This is a genomic window from Kribbella soli, from assembly GCF_004331345.1.
In the GTDB taxonomy this organism is placed as follows: domain Bacteria; phylum Actinomycetota; class Actinomycetes; order Propionibacteriales; family Kribbellaceae; genus Kribbella; species Kribbella soli.
Window position 1 is genome coordinate 137,409 of the sequence record NZ_SJJZ01000001.1, and the last position, 15,221, is coordinate 152,629.

Genomic DNA, 15,221 nt, shown 5'->3' on the forward strand with positions numbered 1-15,221 from the left:
CTTAACCAGGGTCACAAACCCCCAACGGCGTTGGTGGACCAGGCAAATTGCTGGGTGGGCCAGGCAAATGGGGCGGGGCGGTCGGGGGAGGCGGGTGGGGGTCAGGCTCGGGCTACGCCGTCGGTTTCGGCGGCGGCTGCGACCGCGGCGGCTACGGCCGGGGCGACGCGCTCGTCGAAGGGGGACGGGATGATGTAGTCGGGGCGGAGGTCCGACTCCGAGATCAGGCTTGCCAGGGCATCGGCGGCGGCGAGTTTCATACCTTCGGTGATGCGGGAGGCGTTCGCGTCGAAGGCTCCGCGGAAGATGCCGGGGAAGGCCAGGACGTTGTTGATCTGGTTCGGGAAGTCGGAGCGGCCGGTGGCGACCACGGCGGCGTGCCGATGCGCGATGTCCGGGTGCACCTCGGGGTTCGGGTTGGCCAGCGCGAAGATCATCGCGTTGTCGGCCATCTGCGCGACGGCCTCCTCCGGGACGGTGCCGCCGGAGACGCCGAGGAACAGGTCCGCACCCGCGAGCGCGTCGACCAGCCGGCCGGAGATCCCGCCGGTGTTGGTGTCCCGGGCGAGCGACAGCTTCACCGGGTTCAGGTCGGCACGGTCCTCGTGCAGCACACCCTTGCTGTCGACGACCGCGAGGTCGCCAACCCCTGCCTGCAAGAGGATCCGGGCACACGCGACCCCGGCCGCGCCGGCTCCGGAGATCACCACGCGGATGTCCTCGATGGACTTCCCGGTGACTCGCAACGCGTTGCGGAGCGCGGCGAGTACGACGACCGCCGTACCGTGCTGGTCGTCGTGGAAGACCGGGATGTCCAGCCGCTCCTTCAGCCGGCGCTCGATCTCGAAGCAGCGCGGCGCGGAGATGTCCTCGAGGTTGATCCCGCCGAACGACGGCGCCATCCGCGCGACCGTGTCGACGAACTCGTCCACGTCGGTGCAGTCCAGCGCGATCGGCACCGAGTCGACGCCGCCGAACTCCTTGAACAGCAGGGCCTTGCCCTCCATCACCGGCAGCGACGCGGCCGGGCCGATGTCGCCGAGGCCGAGGACCGCGGTGCCGTCGGTGACGACCGCGACCACGTTCGACTTCCAGGTGTAGCGGCGTACCAGCGACGGGTCTTCGGCGATCGCGGTGCAGACCCGGGCGACGCCGGGCGTGTACGCCTTCGACAGGTCGTCGGCGTCGTTGACGTGGATCGAGGACGTGACCTCGATCTTTCCGCCGCGGTGCAGTTCGAAAACGGCATCGCCGGCGTACTGATCGGAGGGAATGGTGGGCTCAACAGCCTGGGCGACCATACGGGGACCCTTCGGGGGAAAATCGAGCGGAACGTGCGGTGGTGGGCGTTCGATGAGGGTGCGTCGAACGGCGCCGTTGCCAGGGGGTCACCCGTCAGTCGAGTAAACCACAGGCCCACTGGTCTGCTCTGTGAGGGCCACCACAGGAGCCTGCGACGGTGACGATCGAGTCTCGTCGGGAGTCGACAGCCGACACGCGGTTGCTTGCTGTGTCAGGATGCGGGAATCCAGCCTCGGTACCGTCCGGGCCGGCGTTCCACAACCAGTGTCGAGGAGTACCAGCGATGAACATCGTCTCCACCCTCCGCAAGAGTCGCCTGACTGTCGCCGCTGCATCGGTGGCGGTGTTCGCGCTCGCGCTATCGGCCTGCGGCAACGACTCGGACAGCGGTGGAGGAGGCGAGGACAAAGCGAAAGCCGCCGGCATCACCTTGGTGAAGCCCGGCAAACTGACGGTCTGCACGCACCTGTCCTACAAGCCCTTCGAGTACAAGGAGGGCACCAAGGTGGTCGGCTTCGACGTCGATCTGCTCGACCTGCTCGCCAAGGACCTCGGCATCGAGCAGGAAGTGATCAGCATCGAGTGGGCCCAGGTCACGTCCGGCGCCGCCTACCAGGCCAAGAAGTGCGACATGGGCATGGGCGCGATGACGATCAACGCGTCGCGCAAGGCCGCGATCGGGATCAGCGACCCGTACATGGACGCGACCCAGGTCCTGCTGGTGAAGAAGGGTGCGCCGTACAAGTCGCTCGAGGACCTGAAGGGCAAGAAGGTCGGCGTCCAGGCCGACACCACCGGTAAGGACTACGCCGACGCGGCGTCGAAGAAGATCGGCTTCGAGGTCGTGGTGTTCAACGATCTCGCCCTCCAGACCAACAACGTCAAGTCGGGCCGCGTCGACGCCGCCATCAACGACAACGGCGCGCTGTACAACTTCGTCACGTCGAACCCGGACACCGAGGTGACGGCCGAGTTCAACACCGGCGAGCAGTACGGCTTCGCGGCCAAGAAGGACGACCCCAGCGGCACCAAGCTGCTGACCAAGTTCAACGAGCTGCTGGCCAAGGCCAAGTCCGACGGCACCTACAACCAGATCTTCAAGAAGTGGTTCGGGGTGGAGCCGAAGAAGTGACGGTCTCCGACGCGGTAGTCGAGAAGCGCCGCGGGCTCAGCCCGCGGCAACGGGCCCAGCGCTCGCGCGGCATCCAGTACGCCGTCCTGATCGTCATCGTCGTGGTGGCGGCCTTCACCGCCAACTGGAGCCAGATCGCAGAAGTCTTCTTCAAACCGGAGTTCGTGAAGTCCGCGTTCACCAGCGGGCTGCCCGGAGCGTTCCTGAAGACCATCGAGTACACGGCCGGGGCCTTCGTCATCGGCCTGCTCGGCGGCACCCTGCTCGCGTTGATGCGGCTCAGCCCGGTCGCGCCGTACCGCTGGCTCGCGACGGCCTACATCGAGTTCTTCCGGGGGCTGCCGGCGATCGTCGTGTTCGTGGCGTTCAGCCTGCTGCCGTTGGCGTTCGCCGACCTGGTCATCCCGCTCGACCCCTACGGCACCGTCTGGCTGGCGCTCGGCATCGTCGCCGCCGCCTACATGGCCGAGGTGATCCGGGCCGGCATCCAGGCGGTGCCGAAGGGGCAGATCGAGGCCGCCCGGTCGCTCGGCATGCCGGCCGGCGTCGCGACCCGCAAGATCGTGCTGCCACAGGCGTTCCGGATCGTGCTGCCGCCGCTGGCCAACGACCTGATCCTGCTGGTGAAGGACTCGTCGCTGGTCTTCATCATCGGTACCTCCGCGGCGGCGTACGAGCTGACCGGTTTCGGCCGCGACCTGGCCAACACCGAGTCGAACCTGACTCCGCTCGTCACCGCCGGCTTCTGCTATCTGATCATCACCCTGCCGCTCGGCCTGCTGGTCCGCTGGCTGGAGGCCAAGGCTGCGAGGGCACACTGATGGCGCTGGTGGAGATCCAGAACCTGCACAAATCGTTCGGCAGCAACCACGTCCTGCGCGGTATCGACTTCACGGTCGAGGAGGGCGAGGTGGTCTGCGTGATCGGGCCGTCCGGCTCGGGCAAGTCGACCCTGCTGCGTTGCGTCAACCTGCTCGAGGTACCGCAGCAGGGCCAGGTCTTCGTCCGTGGTGAGGACATCACCGACCGGGACTGCCACCTGGACGCCGCCCGGCAGCAGATCGGCATGGTGTTCCAGCAGTTCAACCTGTTCCCGCACCTGTCGGTGCTGGACAACTGCACGGTGGCGCAGACGACCGTACTGAAGCGCAGCAAGGCCGCGGCGGAGCAGATCGCCCGGGACACCCTGGATCGGGTCGGCCTGAGCGACAAGGTGAGCGCCTATCCCATGCAGCTGTCCGGTGGGCAGCAGCAGCGGGTGGCGATCGCCCGCGCGCTGTCGATGGACCCGGCGCTGATGCTGTTCGACGAGCCGACGTCCGCGCTCGACCCGGAGCTCGTCGGCGACGTGCTCACGGTGATGCGCAAGCTCGCACTCGACGGTATGACGATGCTCGTCGTCACCCACGAGATGGCGTTCGCGCGCGAGGTCGCGGACCGGGTCGTGTTCATGGACGCCGGCGTCATCGTCGAGCAGGGCCCACCCGCCGAGGTGATCGGCAACCCCAAGGAGGAACGCACCCGCACCTTCCTCCGCCGCGTCCTCGACCCAACCCACGTCGAACCGACGCCCTGACCCACCGAGGCAACTTTGAGAAGCCACCAACCATTTTCGCGCCGCGATTCTGGTCGGTGGCTTCTCAAAGTTGGACCGTTGGGGGGCGGAGGGGGGCGGGGGGGCGTCGTTACGGTGTGTGGTGGGGTGGCGACTGGGGGGTGGGATTGAGGCGGGACGGCTACGAATCGGTCTCTGTTCGGGGTTGGTCCGTGCACGCTCTGCAGGGCGCTGTGTCAAGATGCGGACACATGGCACCGGGCAGACCGGTGCCCGGTCTTGGAGGACTAGATGTCTGTCCTGCGGAGGACGCTGGTGCTGTCCGGCGTCCTGGTTCTCGCAGCCGCCGGGTGCGGCTCGAACACTCTCGAAGGTAGTACGCCCAGTTCGTCGTCGAGCGCCTCCTCCAGCGCACCGGCGAGCAGTGGTCCGGACCTCAGCGGTTCGCTGCCGGCGAAGATCAAGTCGGCCGGCAAGATCGTCGTCGGCGTCGACGCGACGTACCGGCCGAACGAGTTCCTGCAGGGCGGGAAGACCGTGGTCGGCATGGACGTCGACCTGTTCAACGCGGTGGCGCAGAAGTTCGGCGTCACGGTCGACTGGCAGCCGGCCGGCTTCGACACCATCATCACCGGTGTGCAGAGCGGCAAGTACGACGTCGGCGTCTCGTCGTTCACGATCAACGACAAGCGCAAGCAGCAGGTCAACATGGTCAGCTACTTCAGCGCCGGCACGCTGTGGGCGACCGCGAAGGGCAACCCGAAGGCCGTCAAGGCCGACGACGCGTGCGGCAAGACGGTCGCGGTGCAGAAGGGTACGACGCAGCTCGAGGACGACATCCCGAAGCGGCAGGCCGCGTGCAAGACGGCCGGCAAGCCGGAGATCAAGCTGGTGGTGCGGGAGAAGCAGGACCAGGCGACCGCGGACCTCGTCGCCGGCAAGGCCGACGCGATGCTGGCCGACTCCCCCGTCGTGCTGGACGCGATCAAGCAGACCAACGGGCAGCTCGAGCAGCTCGGCGAGATCTACGACGCAGCGCCGTACGGGTACGTGATCCCGAAGGCCGAGACCCAGTTCGCGCAGGGGATCGTGCAGGCCCTGCAGGCGCTGAACACCGAAGGCACGTACAAGAGCACGCTGCAGAAGTGGAACAACGACTCGGGCGCGATCACCGACTTCGCCGTCAACCCGTGAGTCGTCATGAGTGAGCGAAGCGAACTCATCAGACAGCACAGCCCATCTCGTGTCTCATCCGCGCCCGGAGCGAAGCGAGGACGTGGATGAGCACTGAGGCTGAGGCCCGGCCGGCGGACGCGGCGCCCGAGCGGCCGGGTGCGATCAACGCCGTACCGGTGCGGCATCCCGGTCGCTGGGTGGCGATCGTGGTGATCGTCGTCCTGGTAGCGATGCTGGTGCACCTGCTGGTGACCAACAAGGCGTTCGACTGGAAGTTCGTCTTCGAGGCGATGAACCAGCAGCCGGTGATCAACGGGTTCCTCAAAGGCACCCTGCTGGTCACCGTGCTGTCGATGATCGTCGGCGTCGGCGGCGGTGTGCTGCTGGCCGTGATGCGGCTGTCGGACAACCCGATCCTGTCCGGGGTGGCGTGGGTGTTCACCTGGTTCTTCCGGAGCATCCCGCGCTACATCCTGCTGTTCACGATGGGCACGCTGGGGATCCTGTTCCCGCAGGGCATCGCGTTCGGGGTGCCGTTCGACTGGAAGATCATCGACTGGCTCGGGATGTCCGGGGACTGGCGGTTCTTCACCCTGGACGCGAACCAGGTGTTCACCGGGCTCGTCGCCGGTGTCATCGGGCTCGGGCTGTCCGAGGCGGCGTACATGGCCGAGATCGCCCGGGCCGGGATCATGAGCGTGGATCCGGGCCAGGCCGAGGCCGCGGAGGCGCTCGGGATGAGCCGCGGCAAGGTGATGCGCCGGGTGGTGCTGCCGCAGGCGATGCGGGTGATCGTGCCGCCGACCGGCAACGAGACGATCGCGATGCTGAAGGACACCTCGCTGCTGCTCGCGGTCCCGGTGATCGGCGAGCTGTTCTACCAATTGCAGTCGATCGGCAGCAACTTCTACAAGACGTTCCCGATCGCGGTCGCCGCGACGCTGTTCTACCTGCTCGCGACGAGCGTGCTGATGGTCGGGCAGTACTTCCTCGAGCGGCACTTCGGTCGCGGCTTCGGGAACAAGGCCCCGCGGGCCGCCCGCCCGGCCGGCGCAGGAGGTGCGTGATGCCACTCGTTCATGCGGTGAACGTGACGAAGTCCTTCCACCACAACGAGGTGCTGAAGGGGATCGACCTGGACGTCGACCGCGGCCAGGTGGTGTGTCTGCTCGGTCCGTCCGGTTCCGGCAAGACGACCTTCCTGCGGTGCATCAACCAGCTCGAGACGATCGACGGCGGCCGGATCTGGGTCGACGACGAGCTGATGGGGTACGCCGACCGCGACGGGAAGCTGTACCGGCTGAAGAACAAGGAGATCGCGGCGCAGCGGCGTGAGATCGGGATGGTGTTCCAGCGGTTCAACCTGTTCCCGCACAAGACCGCACTGGAGAACATCGTCGAGGCGCCCACCCAGGTCAAGGGTGAGCCGCGCAAGACTGCCCGGGAGCGGGCGATGAAGCTGCTCGACCGCGTCGGCCTCGCGGACCGGTGCAACGCCTACCCCGCCCAGCTGTCCGGCGGCCAGCAGCAGCGGGTGGCGATCGCGCGGGCCCTGGCGATGCAGCCCAAGCTGATGCTGTTCGACGAGCCGACGTCCGCCCTCGACCCCGAACTCGTCGGTGAGGTGCTCGCGGTGATGCGCGAGCTCGCCCTGGACGGGATGACGATGATCGTGGTGACGCACGAGATGTCGTTCGCGCGGGAGGTCGCGGACACGGTCGTGTTCATGGACGGCGGCGTCGTGGTCGAGGCAGGCCCGCCGAAGGACGTGATCAGCAACCCGCAACACTCCCGGACCCAGGCATTCCTCTCCCGCCTGCGCTCGGAGCACGAACACCCGTAGACACCCTCTGAAAGTTCTTTCCCTCGGTCGGCCCGTTCGCCGTGCATCAAGCTCGTTGAGGTTGGATGATGTACGGCGTGGTGGGTCGATACGAGGGAGACGATGTGAGCAGCACGGGACGAGCCGCTGAGGTCCGCCTGAGTATCCCGGCGGACAGTGCCTACATCGCCGTACCGCGGTCGGTGGTCGGAAACCTCGCGGCCCGGAACGACTTCACGCTGGACGCCATCGACGACCTGCGGATCGCGGTCGACGAGGCGTGCGCGCTGTTGCTGCCGCAGTCCGCCGACGGGGTGCTGGAGTGCGTCTTCGAGATCGCGCCGCCGCAGTTGACGGTGCGGACGAGTGCCGTCGTACCCAACGGCTGGCAGCCCGACACCACCTCGTTCGGCTGGACGGTGCTGACCGCGCTGGTGGAGACGGCCGCCGCCGAGACCGTCGACGGCCGGCTGACCATCACCGTGACGGCCACCGCGACCGCCACGGAGAGCCTGTGAGCGAGCGTAGCGAGCGAACGATGAGCAGAGCACGGTTGTCTGTCGCGCCGGAGCCGAGCGCCAGCGAGGCGGAGGCGTGACGGACGAGAGCGGCCTGGAAACCCAGGAGTCCCCGGACCTGCGTACCCGGACGGCCGCGTTCTTCCGGCAGATGGCGGCCGGTCCGGAGGATCCGGGGTACGCCGGGGCGCGCGAGGGCCTGGTCGCGCTGCACATGCCGCTGGTGGAGCACCTGGCGCGCCGGTTCCGCAACCGGGGCGAGCCGTACGACGACCTGGTGCAGGTCGCCACGATCGGACTGATCAAGGCGATCGACCGGTTCGACTCGGACCGTGGCGTCGAGTTCTCGACGTACGCGACGCCGACGATCCTCGGCGAGATCAAGCGGTACTTCCGGGACAAGGGATGGGCGATCCGGGTGCCGCGGCGGCTGCAGGAGCTGCGGTTGTCGCTGACCGCGGCGACCGCGGAGCTGACCCAGGAGCTCGGCCGGGCGCCGACGGTGGCGGAACTGTCGGAGCGGCTCGGCCTCTCACCGGATCTGGTGATCGAGGGCCTGGAGTCCGCGAACGCTTACAACACCTTGTCCTTGGACGCTCCCGATCAGAACGAGACGGACGCGACCACGGTCCTGGACGGCCTCGGGGGCGAGGACGAGGCGCTGGAGAGTGTGGAGTACCGGGAGTCGCTGAAACCGCTGCTGGCACAGCTCGACACCCGGGAGAAGCGGATCCTGACGCTGCGGTTCTTCCGCGGGATGACGCAGTCCCAGATCGCCGAGGAGATCGGGATCTCGCAGATGCACGTCTCCCGGCTGCTCGCCCGGACGCTGACCGAACTCCGGGCCGGCCTGCTCAAGGAGTAGTGCTCCTAGAGCACCGGGTGATCGTTGGAGCCACCAATCAGGGCGTCGGTGGAGGCCTTCTGGAACACGCAGACCAGGATCACGACGGCCAGCACGGCGAGCACGACCGCGATCGCCTGACCGCCCCCGTTCCAGACGCTGTAGGCGATCAGGAGCTGGATCAGCTGCGTGAAGACTGTCGGTCCGCGGCTCCAGCGCCGGGCCTTCCACAGGCCCCGCACAGCAACGAAACCGAGCCCTGCGCCGTACAGGATGAAGAAGCCGCTCGTGGTCAGACCGAGCACCAACCGGGAGCTGTGAATCGTCAAGGCTTCGGTAATTCCGAGAACGATGAGCACAAGCCCTTCCACAGCGACCACTGCCGCGGCTAATTTGAGCGGTCTCGGGACGGCGGCAACTGGGGAGTCGGTCGGCACTTCGCCAGCTTAGTGCCCGGCTCGGTACACGGTCCCCGAGAGGTTCGCCAACCCCAGCCCCACAGGGATTTGAGGTTGTGCGTAACCAAAAGAAGGTTGCAACGGTTACTTGCAGTGAACGGGTGCTTGCGGAAGGGCCGCTCCGTCCGATAACCGGATGGAGAGAACCGCCGCGCTCCAGTTCGAAGTGTTAAGGAAGCGTTGTGATCGGATCGACAACTGCATAACCCTTGTTTCGATCCCCCAAGATTGGGAACATGGACTCGTTCGTGAATGCGTTCACAACGGACGCGGCACCAAACCCCCCGTGCTACACGAACCGACGAGTACAGCACCGCTGTTCGGGTACAGACCTGACCCGCAGCATACGTCAACTACTGAGAGAGATGGGATCCGCCATGGATTGGCGCCACCGGGCCGTATGCCTCGACGAGGACCCGGAACTGTTCTTCCCCATCGGCAACACCGGGCCTGCGATCATGCAGATCGAAGAGGCCAAGCAGGTGTGCCGACGCTGTGACGTGCGTGAGCAGTGCCTGGCGTGGGCTCTCGAAGCCGGCCAGGACCACGGTGTCTGGGGCGGTCTGAGCGAGGACGAGCGTCGCGCTCTCAAGCGCCGCAACGCCCGCCAGCGCATCCGCACCGCCTGAGCAAGTCCTCCTTCGAGGCCCCGCGGAGACCCGCGGGGCCTTTGTGTTTCCAGTCCAACCACCAGCCCCCTCCCCCATTTCCCTGGCAGACCAACCAATTTGCCTGGCTGGCCAGCGAAATCCGGGGTTCCACACCCGTATCAAGGGTCAGGAACCCCGCATTTGCCTGGCTCACCCAGCAAATGCGGGTGGGGGAGACGAGGGGAGCGCAGGGCAGGGGAAGCTGGTCAGTCCTTCACCGGGATGTCCAGTGTTACCTGGGCGCCGGGGTGGCCGTCGTGACGGTTGCCGAACACCAGGGTGCCGTCCAGCTCCCCGATGACGAGGGTGCGGACGATGGACAGGCCCAGATTTCCGGACAGTTCGGAGTCGAAGTTCGCCGGCAAGCCGGAACCGTCGTCGATCACGTCGATGTGCAGCCGGCCGACCGAGCGTTCGGCGGTGAGCTCGATCGTTCCGCTCGCCGCTCCCCCGTCCCGGGCCCCGAACGCGTGCTCCACCGAGTTCTGCATCAGTTCGGTCAGCACCATTGCCAGTGGGGTCGCGATCTCCGAGTCCAGTACGCCGAACGACCCGCTCCGCCGCGTCTCCACCGCGGTCGCCACCGTCGACACGTCGGCGACCATCGCGCCGACCCGGTCCGCGACGTCGTCGAAGTCCACGTGCTCGTCGAACGACTCCGACAGCGTCTCGTGGACGATCGCGATCGACCCGACCCGCCGTACCGCCTCAGCCAGGGCGACCTGTCCTTCCGGGACGGTGATCCTTCGGGCCTGCATCCGGAGTAACGCGGCGACCGTCTGCAAGTTGTTCTTGACGCGATGATGAATCTCCCGGATGGTCGCTTCCTTGGTGACCAGCTCCCGTTCCCTGCTGCGCAGCTCTGTCACGTCCCGGAGCAGGATCAGTGCCCCCACGTGCTGTCCGTCGGCCCGGAGCGGGATCGCGCGCAGGAACAGCGTGGCGTCGGAGTTCTCGATCTCGATCTCCTTGGCCGCGCGCCCGGTGACCACCGACGCCAGCACGTCGTCGACCTTGTGCCCGGACTGCAGCAGGTCCGCGGTGACGTCCTTCAGCCGCGAACCGACCAGGTCGGTGACAAGTCCCATCCGGCGGTACGCCGACAACGCGTTCGGGCTCGCGAACGTCACCATCCCGTGCCGATCGACCCGGATGCAGCCGTCACCGACCCTTGGCGTCGTGGACAGCAGCCGTTCCCCGCCGTACGGGAAGATGCCGTCGGTGATCATCCGGGCCAGGTCCGTCGCGCTCTGCAGGTACGCGATCTCCAGGCGCGACGGCGTCCGGACTCCGAGGAGGTTGGTGTTCCGCGCGATCACCGCGATCACCCGGGAGCCTCGGCGTACCGGGATCGTCTCGACCCGGACGGGTACGTCGTCGCGCCATTCCGGGTCGCCCTCACGGCAGATCCGGCCGCCGTCGTACGCCTGGTCCAGCAGATGGCGGCGGCCGCGCGGGATGAAACTGCCGACGATGTCGTCCAGGTATGCCGTGGGTCCGGTCGTCGGCCGCATCTGCGCACCGGCCCAGAACCCCAGTCCTTCGGTGTCCGGCAGCCAGAGCACCAGGTCGGCGAACGAGAGGTCGGCCAGCATCTGCCAGTCCGAGACGAGCAGTTGCAGGCGATCCAGGTCGGCCTGGTCGAGCGTGGTGTGGTTGCGCGCCACATCGGTCAAAGACGGCACGACCCGATGCTACCCAGCGCTTATACCAGCGGCTGCGGTGGTCCGCTCGACAAGAGGGCGGGTGTAGGTGTTGATTGATCAGGCACAGATGAAAGGATGCTCGGGTGGAGTCGACGTACTGGCAGGACGTGATGGCCGCGGACTACGCGGTACCGCACGACCGTACGCTGACCGAACTCACCGAGGAGCTCGTGCGCGGCCTGGCGAGCACCAACCCGCAGGTTCGCGACGCCCTGGCCTACCCGACGCTCGCCACCTGGCTGGAGCGCGGGGTGTACGACGACCTGCTGCCGGGGTTCGGTGACGGCCTCTGCGCCGGGCTGAACTACGGGCTCGGTGAGGACGGCACGGACACGGTCTTCCGGCGCTCGTTCACGGCGCTGACGCTGGCGGAGGTGATCCACCGCGACAACGCCGAGTTCCTGGTGCACGACGAGGTGGTGATGCGCTGGGGCGACCGGCTGGCGACCTGGCTGCTGCGGGAACGCGACCTGCGCGGGTACGTCGCGGACTGCGGCTGGGCGCATGCCGTTGCCCACGGCGCCGACGCGATCGGCGCGCTGGCGAGGTCCCGGCACTGCGACGCCGGCGTCCTGCGGGCGCTGCTCGACGTCCTCGCGGACCGGATCGTCAAGGACACGCCGTACCGCTGGGTGCACGAGGAGCACGACCGGGTCGCGCACGCGGTGATGACGATCCTGCACCGGAACATGCTGACCAGCGACGAGCTCGAGCGCTGGCTGAAGCCGATCGCGGCGACCGCGGCCGAGCAGCCGTTGATGCACGAGACGCTGCCGGAGTGGCCGACACCGAACGTGTTCAACGCCCGCGGCGTCCTGCACGTCCTGCTCAGCCAGCTGGCGATCGGCGTGAAAGGCTTCCCGATCCCCGGCGACGACGACCTGTTCGGACGTCCGATCGAGGCACGCGCCGACCTGCTGCTGATGCTGACCGAAGCGGTCCAGTCCTCACAGCCGTACATCTACCGCCCTGCAACAAGTTCGTCCTAAGGCATTACCGCGGCCGTTGCCACGACGGCCCGGTGATCGGTCCCCTCGATCGGGTACGTCGTGAACCGGCCGGGCTCGAGCTGCCGCGACACCACCACATGGTCGATCTGCGTCCGCAGCACGGCCGGCTGATCCGCGGGCCAGGTGCCGTGCAGCCCACCGCCCACGGTCGGGCCTACGCTGCGGCAGTAGCCGCCCAGCGCCTGCCGGAAGTCCGCGTGGTCGAGGGTCGCGTTGAAGTCGCCCGCGACGACCGTCGGCGGATCCTGTGCGCACCACCGCCGTACCGCCTGCAGGTCGGTCTTCCAGGTGGTGACCGAGTCCGGCAGCGGCGGGAAGCCGTGGTACGCGACCAGACGGACCGCGCCGAGGTTCCCGCCCGTCACGACGATGTTGCCGAAGGTCGTGCCGGCCTCGGAGGCGAACGCGACGTCGCCGAGTGCCGAGGAGACCAGCACACTCGTCGCGCTCTCGACCGCCCGGCTCGGCTGGGCCGTGAATCCCCGGTACTGCTGGTCCTGCAGCTGCGCCCGGATCTCCTCCCGGACGTCGACCTGGGCCTCCGGCAACGAAACCAGGTCGGGTCTGCGGTCCCGGATCACCTGCGCGACGTCCGCGGCGCGGGCGCCGCCACCCAGCACGTTGGCGACCATGATCGTCAGCACCCGGGCCCCGGCCGGAGCCGGGCGCGCGTCGGAGAACTGCCGCGGTGCAGTCACCGCGGCACCGATCAGCGCCAGTACGGCGATCAGCGCGGCGGCGATCCGCCAACCCCGGCGTACCAGCATCAGCAGGGCCAGCGCCAGGACGACGACCAGGCCCTGCGGACGGAACGCGGCCAGCTGGGCGAACGGCGTCACCTCGTCCAGGCCGAAGAGCTCCGGATACAGCGGCACGGCAACGACGAGGAGGAACAGTACGGACAGCACGACGCGCCGTACGAACCATGCCTTTTCGTTATCCATGCACCAACCTGTTGGTCTAGTGGCCGCTCTTGTCGAACGGTAGCGTGCTGCGTTGCGCCTGTGTCCCGAGGAGGTTTGCAGTGTCCCGATTGTCCGCGGTCAAACCCGCGTACTGGATCTCCGGTGTGCTTCTGGTGGTGGCTGTCGTCGTACCGCTGCTGGTGCCGACGTACGCCAAGGTGGACCCGCACCTGTGGGGTTTCCCGTTCTTCTACTGGTACCAGCTGATGTGGGTCTTCCTCTCCGCGATCCTGGTCAGCATCAGTTACAAGCTGCTCCGCACCGAGGAGCGCAGGCGGCGAGCGGCCCAGGGACTTGGTGACCCCGAGGCGCCGGACGCCGGTGCGGCGAAGGAGGGTGACCAGTGAACACCACGGTCGACTGGGTGCAGCTGATCATCGTCGTCGTCATCTTCGGCGGTGTCACGGTCATGGGCTTCATGGCGTCCCGCTGGCGGAGCGCCGGCCATCTGGACAACCTCGACGAGTGGGGTCTGGGCGGGCGCAGCTTCGGCACGTTCATCACCTGGTTCCTGCTGGGCGGCGACCTGTACACGGCGTACACGTTCATCGCGGTCCCCGCGGCCATGTACGCGACCGGTGCGATCAGCGGCTTCTTCGCGGTGCCGTACACGATCGTCGCCTACCCGATCGTGTTCATGTTCATGGCCCGGCTGTGGTCGGTCTCGCACCGGCACGGGTACGTGACGCCGGCGGACTTCGTCGGTGGCCGCTACGGCAGCAAGGCGCTGTCACTGGCGGTGGCCGTGACGGGCATCCTGGCCACGATGCCGTACATCGCGCTGCAGCTCGTGGGTATGCAGGCGGTGTTCGAGACGATGGGTCTGGGCGGCAACAACACGCTCGCCAAGGACCTGCCGTTGCTGATCGCGTTCGCGGTGCTGGCGGCGTACACGTACTCCTCCGGTCTGCGCGCACCGGCGATGATCGCGTTCGTCAAGGACATCCTGATCTACCTGGTGATCCTGGTCGCGATCTTCTACCTGCCGCACGTGCTCGGCGGCTGGGACTCGATCTTCGGTGCAGCGCAGGAGAAGCTGGCCAAGCCGAACCCGGCGACGGGCAAGCCGACCGGGACGTTCATCCCGGGCGAGGCCGGCTACGTGTCGTACTGGACGCTGGCACTGGGATCTGCGATGGCGCTGTTCATGTACCCGCACTCGGTGACGGCGGTGCTGTCCACCAAGACGCGGAACGTCGTACGGCGGAACGCGACACTGCTCCCGGCGTACTCGCTGCTGCTGGGTCTGCTCGCCCTGCTCGGCTTCATGGCGATCAAGGCGAACGTCAACGTGAAGGGCCTGGACGGCCTGGCGAACCCGCAGCTGGCGATCCCGCGGCTGTTCGACCAGGAGTTCCCGTCCTGGTTCGCGGGGATCGCGTTCGCGGCGATCGCGGTCGGCGCGCTGGTGCCGGCGGCCATCATGTCGATCGCGGCGGCCAACCTGTTCACCCGCAACATCTACCGCGACTTCATCAAGAAGGACGCGACGCCGGCGCAGGAGGCCAAGGTCTCCAAGCTCGCCTCGCTGCTGGTGAAGGTCGGGGCGCTGGTGTTCGTGCTCGGGATGGACAAGACGGTCGCGCTGAACCTGCAGCTGCTCGGCGGGATCTGGATCCTGCAGACGTTCCCGGCGATCGTGGTCGGTCTGTACACCCGCTGGTTCCACCGCTACGCGCTGCTGGCCGGCTGGGCGGTGGCGATGCTGTTCGGGACGATCTCGGCGTACAACGTGGTGAACCCGGCGACCAAGAAGCACTTCGGTGGTTCGATCGCGAACATCCCGGGCACCGAGACGCCGGCCTACATCGCGCTGACCGCGTTCGTGCTGAACCTGGTCGTCGTGATCGCGCTGACGTTCCTGTTCCGGGCGCTGAAGGTGCCGGACGGCAAGGACAGCACGCACCCGACCGACTTCGTCGCGGACCGCGGCGACCCGGGTGTGAAGGACCTGCCGGAGATCCTCGACGACGGCGGGGCGGCAACCGCCAAGTCTTGAGGCGTTAGGGACGGCGGCCCGGAGGTTCCGGGCCGCCGTTACCTTTTGCGGTTAAGTCGACACGCTGCGGGGTCAGCTTGCCCG

At 67.4% G+C, this 15,221-nt stretch carries 16 protein-coding genes; 12 read left to right on the plus strand and 4 right to left on the minus strand.

The annotated features are described in order from the left end of the window. Positions 1–101 precede the first annotated feature (101 nt). Positions 102–1,301: an NAD(P)-dependent malic enzyme gene (locus tag E0H45_RS00690; RefSeq protein ID WP_131334323.1), complete on the minus strand. Its 1,200-nt coding sequence runs from the start codon at positions 1,299–1,301 to the stop codon at positions 102–104. A gap of 284 nt (positions 1,302–1,585) precedes the next feature. Here E0H45_RS00690 and E0H45_RS00695 point away from each other — a divergent pair, with 284 nt between their 5' ends. The 8 genes from E0H45_RS00695 to E0H45_RS00730 all read left to right on the plus strand — a co-directional run bounded on the left by E0H45_RS00695 (position 1,586) and on the right by E0H45_RS00730 (position 8,370). After that, positions 1,586–2,434, plus strand: coding sequence for a transporter substrate-binding domain-containing protein (locus E0H45_RS00695; protein ID WP_131334324.1), 849 nt, complete (start codon positions 1,586–1,588; stop codon positions 2,432–2,434). Continuing rightward, on the plus strand, positions 2,431–3,255 hold the full coding sequence (locus E0H45_RS00700; protein WP_131334325.1) for an amino acid ABC transporter permease: 825 nt from the start codon (positions 2,431–2,433) through the stop codon (positions 3,253–3,255). The genes E0H45_RS00695 and E0H45_RS00700 overlap by 4 nt, the downstream gene beginning before the upstream one ends. Next, positions 3,255–4,010 carry an amino acid ABC transporter ATP-binding protein gene (locus E0H45_RS00705; protein WP_131334326.1) on the plus strand — a complete coding sequence of 252 codons (756 nt, stop codon included), beginning with the start codon at positions 3,255–3,257 and terminating at the stop codon, positions 4,008–4,010. The genes E0H45_RS00700 and E0H45_RS00705 overlap by 1 nt, the downstream gene beginning before the upstream one ends. A 270-nt stretch (positions 4,011–4,280) precedes the next feature. Next, positions 4,281–5,183: an ABC transporter substrate-binding protein gene (locus E0H45_RS00710; RefSeq protein ID WP_131334327.1), complete on the plus strand. Its 903-nt coding sequence runs from the start codon at positions 4,281–4,283 to the stop codon at positions 5,181–5,183. 86 nt (positions 5,184–5,269) lie between these two features. After that, entirely contained in the window at positions 5,270–6,232 is a 963-nt protein-coding gene (locus E0H45_RS00715) for an amino acid ABC transporter permease (protein ID WP_131334328.1), read from the plus strand. Continuing rightward, complete coding sequence (locus tag E0H45_RS00720; protein WP_131334329.1) at positions 6,232–7,008, plus strand: amino acid ABC transporter ATP-binding protein; 777 nt, start codon at positions 6,232–6,234, stop codon at positions 7,006–7,008. The genes E0H45_RS00715 and E0H45_RS00720 overlap by 1 nt, the downstream gene beginning before the upstream one ends. A 104-nt stretch (positions 7,009–7,112) precedes the next feature. Beyond that, positions 7,113–7,505 (plus strand): ATP-binding protein, encoded by a 393-nt coding sequence (locus E0H45_RS00725; protein WP_131334330.1) that lies wholly within the window; start codon positions 7,113–7,115, stop codon positions 7,503–7,505. A 76-nt stretch (positions 7,506–7,581) separates the two neighbouring features. Continuing rightward, positions 7,582–8,370 carry an RNA polymerase sigma factor SigF gene (locus E0H45_RS00730; RefSeq protein ID WP_131334331.1) on the plus strand — a complete coding sequence of 263 codons (789 nt, stop codon included), beginning with the start codon at positions 7,582–7,584 and terminating at the stop codon, positions 8,368–8,370. A gap of 5 nt (positions 8,371–8,375) precedes the next feature. Here the strand turns inward: E0H45_RS00730 and E0H45_RS00735 are convergent, their stop codons facing one another. Further along, positions 8,376–8,678 (minus strand): hypothetical protein, encoded by a 303-nt coding sequence (locus E0H45_RS00735; protein ID WP_131334332.1) that lies wholly within the window; start codon positions 8,676–8,678, stop codon positions 8,376–8,378. A 506-nt stretch (positions 8,679–9,184) separates the two neighbouring features. Between E0H45_RS00735 and E0H45_RS00740 the strand changes: the two genes are divergently transcribed. Continuing rightward, entirely contained in the window at positions 9,185–9,436 is a 252-nt protein-coding gene (locus tag E0H45_RS00740) for a WhiB family transcriptional regulator (RefSeq protein ID WP_130383822.1), read from the plus strand. Between the two features lie 227 nt (positions 9,437–9,663). On the opposite strand, the gene E0H45_RS00745 is transcribed toward E0H45_RS00740, so the two are convergent. Further along, positions 9,664–11,142, minus strand: coding sequence for a sensor histidine kinase (locus E0H45_RS00745; protein ID WP_131334333.1), 1,479 nt, complete (start codon positions 11,140–11,142; stop codon positions 9,664–9,666). Positions 11,143–11,246: 104 nt separating this feature from the next. Here E0H45_RS00745 and E0H45_RS00750 point away from each other — a divergent pair, with 104 nt between their 5' ends. Further along, positions 11,247–12,152 carry a DUF2785 domain-containing protein gene (locus E0H45_RS00750; RefSeq protein ID WP_131285197.1) on the plus strand — a complete coding sequence of 302 codons (906 nt, stop codon included), beginning with the start codon at positions 11,247–11,249 and terminating at the stop codon, positions 12,150–12,152. On the opposite strand, the gene E0H45_RS00755 is transcribed toward E0H45_RS00750, so the two are convergent. Beyond that, positions 12,149–13,117 (minus strand): endonuclease/exonuclease/phosphatase family protein, encoded by a 969-nt coding sequence (locus tag E0H45_RS00755; RefSeq protein ID WP_131334334.1) that lies wholly within the window; start codon positions 13,115–13,117, stop codon positions 12,149–12,151. The genes E0H45_RS00750 and E0H45_RS00755 overlap by 4 nt on opposite strands. Positions 13,118–13,197: 80 nt before the next feature. Between E0H45_RS00755 and E0H45_RS00760 the strand changes: the two genes are divergently transcribed. Beyond that, positions 13,198–13,485, plus strand: coding sequence for a DUF3311 domain-containing protein (locus E0H45_RS00760; protein WP_131334335.1), 288 nt, complete (start codon positions 13,198–13,200; stop codon positions 13,483–13,485). Then, positions 13,482–15,137, plus strand: coding sequence for a monocarboxylate uptake permease MctP (mctP, locus tag E0H45_RS00765; protein ID WP_238154720.1), 1,656 nt, complete (start codon positions 13,482–13,484; stop codon positions 15,135–15,137). Before E0H45_RS00760 ends, mctP begins: the two co-directional genes overlap by 4 nt. The last annotated feature ends 84 nt before the right edge of the window (positions 15,138–15,221 follow it).